The sequence below is a fragment of the Actinoplanes sp. TBRC 11911 genome (assembly GCF_012933445.1).
GTDB lineage: Bacteria > Actinomycetota > Actinomycetes > Mycobacteriales > Micromonosporaceae > Actinoplanes.
In genome coordinates, this window is the sequence record NZ_JABBNC010000022.1 from 19,161 (window position 1) to 31,181 (window position 12,021).

General features: G+C 70.2%; 11 protein-coding genes. 5 read left to right on the plus strand and 6 right to left on the minus strand.

The window, feature by feature from the left end; genetic code table 11:
• The first annotated feature begins 67 nt into the window (after nt 1-67).
• The 3 genes from HH310_RS26360 to HH310_RS26370 all read left to right on the plus strand — a co-directional run bounded on the left by HH310_RS26360 (nt 68) and on the right by HH310_RS26370 (nt 2,366).
• Nucleotides 68-937: a hypothetical protein gene (locus HH310_RS26360; protein ID WP_169178347.1), complete on the plus strand. Its 870-nt coding sequence runs from the start codon at nt 68-70 to the stop codon at nt 935-937.
• A 562-nt stretch (nt 938-1,499) separates the two neighbouring features.
• Complete coding sequence (locus tag HH310_RS26365; protein WP_169178443.1) at nt 1,500-1,697, plus strand: helix-turn-helix transcriptional regulator; 198 nt, start codon at nt 1,500-1,502, stop codon at nt 1,695-1,697.
• A 63-nt stretch (nt 1,698-1,760) separates the two neighbouring features.
• Nucleotides 1,761-2,366, plus strand: coding sequence for a DUF4291 domain-containing protein (locus HH310_RS26370; RefSeq protein WP_169178348.1), 606 nt, complete (start codon nt 1,761-1,763; stop codon nt 2,364-2,366).
• Between the two features lie 24 nt (nt 2,367-2,390).
• On the opposite strand, the gene HH310_RS26375 is transcribed toward HH310_RS26370, so the two are convergent.
• Nucleotides 2,391-2,615 (minus strand): hypothetical protein, encoded by a 225-nt coding sequence (locus tag HH310_RS26375; protein ID WP_169178349.1) that lies wholly within the window; start codon nt 2,613-2,615, stop codon nt 2,391-2,393.
• A gap of 188 nt (nt 2,616-2,803) precedes the next feature.
• On the opposite strand from HH310_RS26375, the gene HH310_RS26380 reads away from it, so the two are divergent.
• Nucleotides 2,804-5,722, plus strand: coding sequence for an AAA family ATPase (locus HH310_RS26380; RefSeq protein ID WP_169178350.1), 2,919 nt, complete (start codon nt 2,804-2,806; stop codon nt 5,720-5,722).
• Nucleotides 5,723-5,752: 30 nt separating this feature from the next.
• Here HH310_RS26380 and HH310_RS26385 read toward each other — a convergent pair whose 3' ends face one another.
• The 5 genes from HH310_RS26385 to HH310_RS26405 all read right to left on the minus strand — a co-directional run bounded on the left by HH310_RS26385 (nt 5,753) and on the right by HH310_RS26405 (nt 11,109).
• Complete coding sequence (locus tag HH310_RS26385) at nt 5,753-6,001, minus strand: recombinase family protein (protein WP_169178351.1); 249 nt, start codon at nt 5,999-6,001, stop codon at nt 5,753-5,755.
• Nucleotides 6,002-6,199: 198 nt separating this feature from the next.
• The gene (locus tag HH310_RS26390) at nt 6,200-7,030 is read right to left on the minus strand and encodes a hypothetical protein (protein ID WP_169178352.1); all 831 of its coding nucleotides are present in this window, start codon (nt 7,028-7,030) and stop codon (nt 6,200-6,202) included.
• A gap of 66 nt (nt 7,031-7,096) precedes the next feature.
• Nucleotides 7,097-8,458: a (Fe-S)-binding protein gene (locus tag HH310_RS26395; protein WP_169178353.1), complete on the minus strand. Its 1,362-nt coding sequence runs from the start codon at nt 8,456-8,458 to the stop codon at nt 7,097-7,099.
• Nucleotides 8,458-9,576, minus strand: a complete 1,119-nt coding sequence (locus HH310_RS26400) for an FAD-binding oxidoreductase (RefSeq protein ID WP_169178354.1) — start codon at nt 9,574-9,576, stop codon at nt 8,458-8,460. The genes HH310_RS26395 and HH310_RS26400 overlap by 1 nt, the downstream gene beginning before the upstream one ends.
• A 72-nt stretch (nt 9,577-9,648) precedes the next feature.
• On the minus strand, nt 9,649-11,109 hold the full coding sequence (locus HH310_RS26405) for an FAD-linked oxidase C-terminal domain-containing protein (protein ID WP_169178355.1): 1,461 nt from the start codon (nt 11,107-11,109) through the stop codon (nt 9,649-9,651).
• Nucleotides 11,110-11,257: 148 nt separating this feature from the next.
• Between HH310_RS26405 and HH310_RS26410 the strand changes: the two genes are divergently transcribed.
• Complete coding sequence (locus HH310_RS26410; RefSeq protein ID WP_169178356.1) at nt 11,258-11,956, plus strand: hypothetical protein; 699 nt, start codon at nt 11,258-11,260, stop codon at nt 11,954-11,956.
• Nucleotides 11,957-12,021: the final 65 nt, after the last annotated feature.

The window sequence follows — 12,021 nt, forward strand, 5'->3', positions numbered from 1 at the left end:
CTAGCGTCGCGACCAGTCCTCAGGCGATTGGGAGCCACGCATGGGATCCTCGCGCACGCATCAACGAGTGAGCACCGCCGTTCTGGCCGGGCTCCTGATAGGCGCTTCCTTCGGGTTGGCCGCGTGCGACGGGACCGGCGAAAACCCGTCGAGCCTGCCTTCGGGCCGATCCTCGGAACGGTCGTTCGAGCGTCCCGCCTCCGGCGCGGCGCAGACGGAGACGGAGGCGGAACCCACCGAGACGCCGGAGCCCGAACGGACCACCAAGCCCACCCCATCGCCGACATCGACCCCTGCCACGCGAACCCTGCCGACGCGGACCACCGAACCGGCCGGCACCACGACGACCACGACCGAGGTCGCACCGGCCGAGCCCACGCAGACGACCACGGCCGCGCAGCCCACAACCCCCTCCGTCGCGGCCGTCGCCTCGGAATCCGGCACCTGGGGGCCGCTGGCGTGGCTTCTGCTGATCGCGTTCATCGTCGCGCTGGTCATCGGCGGGCTGTTCGTCTACCGGTCGCAGCGCCGGTCGGCCTGGGACACCGAGGCCCGGGCGCTGGAGTCGGAGACCCGTGCCGTCACCGCGACGCGGCTGCCGCCGGTGCTGAGCACCAACAATGCCAGTCAGCGCGGGTTGGCGTGGCCCCCGGTACGCACCGCCATGGATGATCTCGTGGCCCGCTGGAACGCGCTGACCGAGCGGGCCTCGGGCGAGACCCGGCGGAACTGGTCACTGCGGATCAGCGGCCTGCTCCAGGAGCTGATCGTGGCCGTGGACAGCGAGAACGAGGCGATGGCCGTCGGAAACGACTGGACGCTGCTGCGGCCACGGGTCACCCACACCCAGAACGCCCTCGCCTCCGCGCTGGCGGTCCAACCGCGACCCGAGCCGCCACCTGCGGGTGAGCCGGGGCCGCACGCGTACGGGACCTGATCCTCGCAGTCTGTTCTCCGACTGGATCTCCGCTCCCGATCAAGATTCGCGGCACGGCGGGATCGGTCGGCAGGCCCAGGTTCCAACTAGACGAGTAAGTCCTGACTGTGGTGGTACCAGAGCTGAGGCGCTGTGGTGATCCGTTCGCGGCCGGGCGGTCCCGCTATGTGGACACTGCGGTCACATCGTGGATTTTTGTGAACCTTGGAGAGTTGCGCCCACATACGAGCCATAACTCTCCAAGGTTCACATTCGGCCGGAGAAACCTGCCGGGCGAAAGCCTCGTTATGTGACAAAGGTATTCTCCATAATGGACGATAGTCCCGCATCGTGGACGGTGGGTCCATGATGCGGACGCGGGTCTCAGCAGGCGGTCGCCTGTCTCACGGAATGGAAGCGCCGGCGCGGCTGCGCGCCGAGCCCGCCTGCCCAGCGATCCAGCCAATCCAATAAATATCGGGAATGTCGGATATTTCGAGGGGTGGCGGAGGGCTGGCGGACGGACGGCGGTCAGATCGCTGACTCGCCTACGGCCACTGACTCGGCTTAGGACCTCGGCACGCTGACCCGGCGCGAGCGTGAGGTGCTCGTCCTGGTCGCGCGCGGCCGCACGAACGGCGAGATCGCCGACGACCTGGTGGTGACCGAGGCGACCGTAAAGAGCCACCTCGGCCGCGTCCTGGCCAAGGTCGGCGCCCGCGACCGGGTCCAGCTGGTGCTCTTCGCCCACGCGAACGGCCTCGCCGCCGCCGAGTTCTGACGGCAACCCGCGCGTGCCGAATTTCGGTGGACCGGTCCGGCCGTCTGGGCGAGGATCAGCGGCGTGTCCGTTCCCGCCCGCCAGGTCCGTGCCCAGTACACGGCCGACACCATCACTGTCTACCAGGCGTACTCGCCGCGGATCGCGACGCCGGCGGTCGCCGCGGGCCGGTTCGTGGACCCGTTCCAGCGTGATCGGATGACGTGGATCAAGCCGTCCTTCCTCTGGATGATGTACCGGTGTGGTTGGGCCACGAAGCCGGGGCAGGAACACGTGCTGGCCGTGGAGATCACACGGGCCGGTTTCGAGTGGGCGCTCGCCCGGGCCTGCCTGAGCCACTACGACCGCGACATGGACGCGAGCAGAGCGGACTGGTCACGACGGCTCAAGAGCAGCCCGGTGCGCGTGCAATGGGACCCGGAACGCTCGTTGCGGTTGCAGGCGTTGCCGTATCGGTCGCTGCAATTGGGGCTCTCCGGCGAGGCAGTCGACCGGTACGTCGACGAATGGACGGTCGCGATCAACGACATCACCCCGGCCGTCGCTCGCATCCGCGACCTGCTGGCGGCCGGTGACCACCAGGCGGCGGCAGCCCAGCTCCCGCGCGAAGAGGTCTACCCGCTGCCCGACCGGCTCGACACCCGGATCGGTGCGAGCCCGGCTCGGTAGTCTCGCTGTGACGCGCCACGGCCTTCAGACGTCGCCGGCGCAGCTGCTTCGGGTGAGGACGGCGAAGTTCTCGGCCGCCTGGTCCGAGAATCCGGCGGTGCGGAAGCGCAGCGCCAAAGCGTCGACCCTGGCACAGGTCTGATCAGCCGGTTCGTTGGCCGGGCCGGCATTCGCCGGTAGCGCGCCGAAGGACAGCGAAGCGATCACAGCGGTGACGGCTACGTGGGCTACTCGAGTTCGGATCGGCATGGTCGTCTCCTCATCAGGCTTTGCCGTTGTTCCGAGGGTGTGGCTAGGCGTCAGGTATCGGATCGGGCACCCACGCAGCGATTACCCGGCCGCCGCCTTAGACCGGCTTGGCGTGCCTTAACCGAGTGGGCCAAATATGGCGGATCATCCGTTTGACGGTGGTCTGCCGCTCTGATCTGCTGGTGGGCATGGCTCGGGCGTTGCCCTTGGTGGGTCGTCGCAGAGAACTGGCGCTGGTGACGGACGCGCTCGTCGCGGGATCCGGGCCGAGCGCGTTACTGCTGGTCGGCGAGGCCGGCGTGGGCAAGACCCGCCTGGTCACCGAGGCCATCGGTCACGCCACCGCCGCCGGCGTGACGGTGCTCGTCGGGCATTGCCTGCCGATGTCCGAGCGGGTGCCGTTTCTCCCGCTCACCGAGGCTCTGCGACCGCTGGGCCCGGCCGTGCTGGATCGATGTCCCCCGTACGTGCGTGCCGAACTGACCCGGCTGCTGCCGACCTGGGGTACGGCCGCGGAGGCGATCGCACCGGGCCCGGTCCAGGGCTGGGAACGGGGCCGGCTGTTCGCCGCGTTATGCGATCTGGTGGTCGCGCTGACGGCGGAGCGCCCCTGTGCGCTATTGGTCGAGGACGTGCATTGGGCCGACGCCACGACGCTGGACTTCCTGTCCTATCTGACGGTGGACGGCGCCATCCGGCTGGTAATGACGTGCCGGGAGGAGGACGCCGACGCGAAACGAGATCAGTGGTTCGCCGAGGTCGCCCGGCAGACCGCGGTGGTGCGGCTGGCGCTGGGCCGCCTGTCTTATCCGGAGGTCGCCGAGCAAGTCGGTGGTCTGCTGGGTGCGGCGGCGCCCGCACCGTTCGTCGACGAGGTGTTCCGGCGCGCCGAAGGTAACGCCTTCTTCACCGAGCAACTCGTCGTCGCCGGCACCCGCGACGAGGCCGCACCGCAGCGCGGCGTCGGGCTGCCGAGCGCCCTCGCACAGTTACTGATCTCCCGGGTCGAGACCGTCGGCGACGACGGCCGCGAGGTGCTCACCGCGCTCGCCGTGGCCGGCCGCGGACTCGACGACACGCTGCTGGCCTCGATAACCGGCCTGATCGGACGTCGGTTGAGTGCCGCGGTACGCGAGCTTGTCGACGCCCGGCTGATCGACCGGCCCGGCCCCGACGGCCGATACCGGCTGCGGCACGCGCTGGTCGGCGAAGCCATCGCCGCCGACCTGCTGGCCGGCGACCGGCGGGAGCGCCATGCCGCCGTCGCGCGGGGGTTGACCGCGCATGCTGCCGCGGACGGTCCCGGCGAGGTCGCCGAGCACTGGGCGGCCGCTGGCGAGACGACAGCGGAGATGCCGTGGCGGCTGGCCGCCGCGACGGATGCCGAGCGGATCTACGCCCACCGGGAGGCCGCGACCCACTGGGAGCGGCTGATCGCCCTGTGGCCGCGCGTGCCGGCCGCGACCCGGCCGGCCGGAGCCGACCTGATCACCTCGTACCTGAACGCGCTCGCCGCCCTCGACCGGTGCGGTGACACCAAGCGGGCTCTGCCGCTGGCCGAGGAAGCCGTCCGCACGTTGCCGCCGGAGACCGATCCGCGACGACGGGCCCTGCTGTACGAGCGGATGGGTTTCTATCGCGAGCTCGATGAGAACGGCGCCGGACTCGCAGCGTTCGACGTCGCCATGCAACTGCTGACCGACTTCCCCGTACGCATGGAGCACGCTGTCGTTTTTCTCTCCTATGGCGGCGCACTGTGGGAGCTGGGGCGCGACGACGACGCCCGCCACTACCTGGATCAAGCCTTCGACGCCTGCCGCTCGGAGGTGCCGGTCAGCAGCGAGGTCTCGAACCTGTGCCTGCTGGCCTGGCTGCTGCTCGACGCCGGTGACGTCGACGCCGGCTCGGCCAAACTCGGTGAGATCGAAGCCATGCTCGAACGCCACGAGCGTCACCCGGCCACGCCCTGGGTCGCCCAGGAACGCGCCGAGACATTGCTGGTGCTCGGCCGTCTGGAGGAGTCCGCCGCCTCGGCGCGATCGGCAATCGACGCGGCCCACCGGGACGGGCTGGACCAAGCCGCCGTCACCCAACTTCTGCGGTGCGACCTTTTCGAAGCGCTGGCCGAGCTGGGCCGGCACGCGGAGGCCGAGGCGGTGATCCTCGCCGCGACGGACGGCGTTCCGACCTCCGGTGCCTCGTACGACCACATGATCAGGGCGATCCTGGACATGCTGTCCGGCGACGTCGCGGCCGCTTCCGCCCGCTGGGCGGCCGTCGAGGCGGTGACCCATCCCAAGAACCTCTTCTACGGCGGCAACCTCGTCGACCGGGGCGGGATCGACCTCTGGGCGCATCGGCCGCGGGAGGCGTTGAGCCGCATCCTGCATTCGCTGCCCAAGGTGGACGACGGCGAGTATCGCCGCTTCACCGCCGCCATCCTCACCACGGCCATGCGGGCCTGCGCCGACATCGCCGAAACCGCCCGCGCACAACACGACCCCGCCGCCGACCGGCTGGCTCAGCATTCCGTCCAAGAACTCCGGCGCGCCCACCAAGCGCTGAAGCGGGACCCGTTCGCCGCGCACCCGTTCTACGCGACCGCGGCCGCGGAGGGCGCCACCTGGAACGCCGAACTCACCCGCGTCGCCGGAGCATCCGATCCCGGCGCCTGGACCCTCCTGAACCGCCCGCACCGCGTCGCGTACGCCCAATGGCGCCAAGCCGAGGCCCTGCTCATCGCCGGGCACCGGTCGCCGGCCCGCGACTGCCTGCGCGAAGCGGCACAGGCAGCCCACAACCACGCGCCGCTGCTGACCGAGATCCGCTCCCTGGCGCGCCTGGCCCGCCTCGACGTGCTCGCCCCGGTTGTCACCGAACGGGAGCAGCCCGTCGCGTACGGGCTGACCCCTCGTGAGACCGCGGTCCTCAACCTGATCGCGGAGGGCCTGACCAACACGCAGATCGGCGCCCGCCTGTTCATGAGCAACAAGACCGCCAGCGTCCACGTCACCCACATCCTGACCAAGCTCGGCGCCACCAACCGCGCCCAGGCCGCCGCGATCGCCCAACGAGCCGGCCTCGTCGCGCCGGACCCTTCCCATTGACGTTGCCTGGACATGCAGGTCCCCGCGGGCTCAATGGGACGTACCTGCCCGGGTACGGCTCAGCAGCAGGGTGGTGTTGCCCGTCTTCTCCAATTCGTGGAACCAGGTCGTGTGCCGCAAACGGGACAGGTGCGACGGATACCAGCGCCGGGACCCACCCGGGGTCGGGACCCGGTCGGCGTTCAGGCTCGCGCAGATCTGACGGTAGCTGGTCCCAAGGCGCAGATCCGCCAGGATGCGCAATGCGATCACCCGCGGGCACTGCGGGGGCCGGCTCATCGGTTCCGCCGACGTGGGCGAGGGTGGCGTCCGAATAGGGAGGCGACGATTTGGCAGATCGACCGATGGGTGAACCGCACCTGTGACCGCGCGTGCCTTCCGCGTACGCCGGTTCCGAGGCCGGCGATCGTGTTGATCAAATAGGCCGCCGCGACGGCGCCGACCAGGGACGCGAAGGCCCAGATGAGCGGCGTCGGATCAGCCGACGCCAGCAGGGACGAGATGTGCACGGTGGTCTCCCAGGATGGACGGGAGGCCCGGTGCACGTCCGAGTTCCCGCAGGCCAGCAACGACACGCAGTTGCTGTGCCGAACCAGGGCCACGGGGAACCACGGGGGTTTGCACGACGCGCCCGCGCGGTCGCGCGGCGGCGGCACGCCCGTGCTCGAGAAGACTGGCCTGACTGGCCATCGCCAGCAGCAGGTCGACGAGCCGGGCGACGAACAGGCGGACGATGGCGGCCAGCGTGAACGTCCAGCGATGCAGGACATCCCCGACACGCCCGTCCCGGATCAAGACGGCAATGACGTCCAGCCGCGGCTGTGCTGCCCCGACCATGCGATGCCGCACGTGGGACACGGCGGCGAACAAGCTTTGATCGGTGGGACTCGAGGTGGGCGGCTCGGGTGGCTGCCAGCGACAACCGGCGGTCAGCAACGTGAGGCATGCCGGATGGCACGAGCGAATCGGCCAAGCCGGATCTGAGTCGAGCTGAGCGATTGTGGTGGGGTCGGCCCAGATCGTGATGCCGTCGGACGGCCAGCTGATGTCCAGGGTGAAGGGCCGCAACCCAGGTCCGGGGTAATACAAAAGGAGGTCGTCCACCGGCGTCGAAACAAACAGCGTATTCAGAGCATCGGTGAACGCGGACTTGGCCAGAACCAACGACATCCGCCGATTGATCGCTGCGAAGGGCTGCCACTGCCACGGCGCCGTGACGTTGTCGCGTGGCATCGCCGGTGCCGCGGTCGGATCCGTGCCGCTCGGCTCGTGCTCGGCGGTCTCCCGCGGCCGCCGCCATTCGTTCATGGTGCGACGTTATCCCGGGCGCACCGGTGTTCCGGTAATCCTCCGCCTCGGTTGATGCAAGACGAGTCAGGGACTGAGTAGTCCGTCGGTGCCGAGGTTGCGGATCGAGGCGTCCAGGACCTGGGCCGTGTGGGCCATCGCCATCGCGGCGCCCTGCCGCTGCATCGCGGACGCCACCTGCATCAGGCACCCCGGATTCGCGGTCACCAGCAGGTCAGCTCCCGTATCCAGGACATTTCGCGCCTTCCGGTCGCCCAGCTCGGCCGCCGGCTCCGGGTTCAGCACGTTCCAGATGCCTGCCGAGCCGCAGCACAGCTCCGGGTCGGCTATCTCGGAAAGCTTCAGCTCGGGGATCCCCGCCAGCAAGGCACGGGGTTGGGTCCGCACCCCCTGCGCGTGCCCGAGATGGCACGCGTCGTGATAGGCCACCGACAGGGGCAGCGGATGCCGCACGGCCACCGGCCCCAGCTCGGCCAGCAGCTCGGCCAGGTCGCGGACCTTTGCCGTGAAGGCCGCCGCCCGCGCCGCATAAACCGGGTCGTCGGCCAGCAGCACGTCGTACTCCTTCAGCGACGACCCGCAGCCCGCGGCGTTGACCACGAAATAGTCCATCGCCAGCTTCTCGAAGGTGTCGATCAGCCGTCGTGCGAACTTCTGCGCCTCGGCCTTGCGGCCGTTGTGGACGCTCAGCGCGCCGCAACACCCCTGGCTGGGCGGAATCAGAACGTCGCAGCCCTCGGCGGCCAGCACCCGTACGGTCGCGGAGTTGACCTCGGGGAAGAACGCGCTCTGCACGCACCCGGTCAGCATGCCCACGACGGCCCGGCGACGGCCGCGGGCGGCGACCCGTTTGGGCGGGCGTGGCACCTTGCGCAGGCGCGGGGCCAGCGACTCCATGGCGGCGAGGCTGGGTGCCATCCGGCGTAGCAGGCCGCTGCGGCCGACAAGATCCTGCAGACCCGATTTCTGGTACGCCCGTAGTGGCCCCCGCAGAAGCCGCAGCCGCCGCGGGTACGGGAACAGGGCGAAGATCGCGGCGCGCAGGGCACGGTCGCGAGGCGTACGGGAATGGCGTCTTTCGACCTGGGCGCGCGTGTCCTCGATGAGCCGGTCGTACTGCACGCCGGACGGGCACGCCGTCACGCACGCCATGCACCCGAGGCAGCGGTCGTAATGCTGCACCATCGAGTCGCTGAGCGGTTCGCCGCCGAGGCCCGAGTTCATCAGGTAGATGCGCCCGCGCGGCGAGTCGGCCTCGGCGCCCCACAGCACGTACGTGGGGCAGGTCGTCAGGCAGAAACCACAGTGTACGCAGTCGGCGATCAGGTCGGCCCGCGGTGGGTGGTCGGCGTCGAAGGCGGGCTCGCCGCGTACCGGGCCGAGCACGTCGCGGGGCGGCTCACCGGTTCCCCAGGTGGCGTCGACCATCAGATCCCTCCCACGAATCGGCCGGGTGCGAAGCGGTGCGAAGGGTCGAACTGGTCCTTGATCCGGCGCATCAGCGCGAGACCGGGAACCGGCCCCCACATGTCCAAGATGTCCCGCACGTCGGAAGGGGCGGTGAGGACAACAGCGTGCCCGCCGGCCCGTACGCACGTCGCGCGCAGCAGCTCGACCTCGGAGATGTCGCGGGCGGCCGCGTAGAGCACCCCGGTCCCGGCCGATCCCCGGACGACATGATCGCCCTCGAGCAGAGCGGCCACTTTGGAGATCGGCACGGACAGTTTCATGCCGATGCCGCCGGGCTTCCACGGGTAGCGGCCCCACCATTCGGGCGCGGATTCGGTGATGTCGCCGCCGATGGCTTTTTCCACCCTTGCGGCCCGATCCCGTACGCCCTGAGCAGTCCCCTCCAACAGCACCACGAGGTCACCCGAGGCGGAGTCCACTTCGATGGCCGTCGGAGCGACCTGAGCCGCGAGCACCGCCGCCACCGAGGTCACGGGGGCCGGGGAACGGGCGTACCGGGAGAAGGGTGGCCGGGGATGCAGGCGGAAGGCGCATTCGGTGATCAGCCCGAGTGTCCCGTACGAGCCGGTGAACAGCTTGCCCAGGTCGTAGCCCGCCACGTTCTTGACGACCTTGCCGCCGGAGTGCGCGATCTTCCCGTCCGGCCGTACCACGGTGATGCCGATCAGCAGGTCCCGCGCGGTGCCGTAGTGCATGCGCCTTGGGCCGCTGGTGTTGACCGCGACCGTCCCGCCGACCGTGCTCCCGTCCGGGCCGTCCAGCGCCAGCACCTGATCCCCGAGGTCGATCTCGGACAGCGGAGTCCCGGCCCGCACCACCGTGATCAGGTCGCCGGCGGCGTGTTCGACCACCCCGGTGAGCCGGTGCGTGTCGATGATCAGGTCGAGGGTGCGTGGTGGGGGAGCCCAGTTGATTTTCGTGCCGGCGCCGCGCACCACCACGGTCATGTCGCCGGTCGCGGCGATCAGCGCGGCCGCCTCCTCGGTGGACGCCGGCGCCGCGACCAGCCGCGCCGCCACCCCGGCCACCACGTCGTCGTCGCCGGCGGGCCGGGTGAGCTCATCAAGCGTCGTCATCAGCAGGGCCTCCGCCGGCCGTCAAGCGTGTCATCAGCAAGGCCCCCGCCGCCGGGCCGTCAAGCGTCGCCATCAGAAGACCTCCGCGACGCCGGCCTCCTGCAGCGGGTGCGCGCCCCGATGTCGTCCGGGCCGTTCGCCGCACAGCCGGGGGGTCGGGAAGATCTTGCCGGGGTTGGCCAGGCCGGCCGGGTCGAACGCGCACCGGACCAGCTGCATCGTGTCGAGGTCGTCGTCGGTGAACATGCGTGGCATGTATTTCGCTTTATCCGCGCCGACGCCGTGTTCCCCGGTGATGGACCCGCCGTACTCGATGCACAGGTCGATGATCGCGCCGGATGCCTCCTCGGCGCGTTCGGCCTGGCCGGGCACGTCGTCGTCGAACAGCACGAGCGGATGCAGGTTGCCGTCGCCGGCGTGGAACACGTTCGCGACCCGGACACCGTGCGAGGAGGCCAGCTCGTCGATGCGCCGCAGCACCGAGGGCAGCGCGGTCCGCGGGATCACCCCGTCCTGCACGATGTAGTCGGGGCTGATCCGCCCGACCGCGGCGAACGCGGACTTGCGGCCCTTCCAGATCAGCGCGCGTTCGACGTCGTCGGCGGCGACCCGGATCTCGAAGGCGTCGTGGGCCGAGCACAGCGCGGTGACCTGCTCGAACTGGGCTTCGACCTCGGCGGCCGGGCCGTCCAGCTCGACCACCAGCACGGCGGCGGCACCGGCCGGGTACTCGCAGTGCACCGCCGCCTCGGCCGCCTCGATGGCCAGGGCGTCCATCATCTCGATCGCGGCCGGCACCACGCCCGCGCCGATGATCGCCGAGGTGGCCGCGCCGGCCTGGTCGACGCCGTGGAAGGCGGCCAGCAGCGTGCGGACGGTCTCCGGCAGGCGGGTCAGTTTGACGGTGACCTCGGTGGCGATGCCGAGCGTGCCCTCGGAGCCGACGAACGCGCCGAGCAGGTCGTAGCCGGGCGGGTCGAGCGCCGGGCCGCCGAGGCGTACCAGGTCGCCGTCGGGGGTCACCACCTGCAGGCCGGTGACGTGGTTGGTGGTGAACCCGTACTTGAGACAGTGGGCGCCGCCGGAGTTCTCCGCGACGTTGCCGCCGATCGAGCAGATCTGCTGGCTGGACGGGTCGGGGGCGTAGTAGTAGCCGGTCGGGGCGGCGGCCTTCGTGACGTGCAGGTTGATCACGCCGGGCTCCACCACGGCTCGCTCATTTTCTGGCGAAATTTCCCGAATTTTCCGCATCTGGGACGTCACGATCAGCACCCCGTCCGCGTGCGGGAGAGCCCCGCCGGACAACCCGGTCCCGGAGCCCCGGGCCACGAACGGAACCGACAACGACGCGCACGCCCGCACCACGAACGCCACCTGCGCGGCCGTGTGCGGCAACGCCACCAGCGCCGGGACCACCTTGTAATGGGCGAGGCCGTCACACTCGTACGTCCGGAGTTCCTGCCGATCGGTGATCACCTGATCGGCCCCGAGTTCCGCGCGGAGCCGGCCCGCCAGAACCTCGATCGCGGTCAATGCGGCCTCCTGAAGCACATCGCCAGGAGGTCAACCTAACCCGAAGCGGCGGCCGGCGCGATGCTACGCTCCGAATCCACCACATCACCCCTGGTCAGACGGTCGAGGGCGGCGTCGGAGATCGGCTCGCGTCTGGCACTATGGCCCGATGTTCCTGACCGAGCGAGCCACCCGCGTCGCCGCCGCCGCGGCCTGTGCGCTGGCCGTGGCCGCCGGGTGTTCGTCCGGTGGCGACGACGACGCGCCCGATCCGAACCGGCAGATCGACGTGACGACGATGCGCGGGGCGCTGCTGCAGGCCAACGAGATCGGCCCCACCTGGACCCCGCCGGACGACACGCCGAACGCGAATCAGCTGGTCAGCATCTGCGGCGGCACCACGACCGCGCCGCCGGTGCCGCCCGGCGGGCAGGTCGTCGCCGCCTCCTTCGTGGACGAGGGGGAGAAGGGCGCGCAGACCCTGGACCAGACCGCCCTGGTCTACCCCGACGTCACCGCCGCGCAGGCCGGGCAGGCCGCGTTGCAGGGCCTCGCCGAGAGCTGCCAGAAAAACCTGTCGGTGCCGGCCGTCGTCAATGCCGACCGTTCCGAGCCGGCCTACACCGAGACCGTCGACCTGCAGCCGCTCAACCAGGGCGGCTGGACCGGCACCGTGGTGCTGCGCCACAAGAAGTACGAGCCCAAACACCCGGGTACGGCGGACACCGCCGTCGCGATCCTGCAGACCGGCAACGTGGTGCTCGTCGACGCGTACGCGATCTATCAGCTCGGCAGCGCGACCCCGGCGGCGAACTTCAGCGCCGACTGGCAGAAACTTGTCGGCTCGGTCGTGCAGCGGGTGGGATAGACAGGCGGCCCAGAGTTCGTCTAATGTTCGCGGTGCGCCGTTGCGAGTTCTTCCCCCGTGGAATT

Bases quoted from the DNA above. Each gene is read 5' to 3' on its own strand.
- HH310_RS26375 (WP_169178349.1), bottom strand. From the start codon at position 2,615: ATGCCGATCCGAACTCGAGTAGCCCACGTAGCCGTCACCGCTGTGATC.
- HH310_RS26385 (WP_169178351.1), bottom strand. From the start codon at position 6,001: ATGAGCCGGCCCCCGCAGTGCCCGCGGGTGATCGCATTGCGCATCCTG.
- HH310_RS26395 (WP_169178353.1), bottom strand. From the start codon at position 8,458: ATGGTCGACGCCACCTGGGGAACCGGTGAGCCGCCCCGCGACGTGCTC.
- HH310_RS26390 (WP_169178352.1), bottom strand. From the start codon at position 7,030: ATGAACGAATGGCGGCGGCCGCGGGAGACCGCCGAGCACGAGCCGAGC.
- HH310_RS26410 (WP_169178356.1), top strand. From the start codon at position 11,258: ATGTTCCTGACCGAGCGAGCCACCCGCGTCGCCGCCGCCGCGGCCTGT.
- HH310_RS26400 (WP_169178354.1), bottom strand. From the start codon at position 9,576: ATGACGACGCTTGATGAGCTCACCCGGCCCGCCGGCGACGACGACGTG.
- HH310_RS26380 (WP_169178350.1), top strand. From the start codon at position 2,804: ATGGCTCGGGCGTTGCCCTTGGTGGGTCGTCGCAGAGAACTGGCGCTG.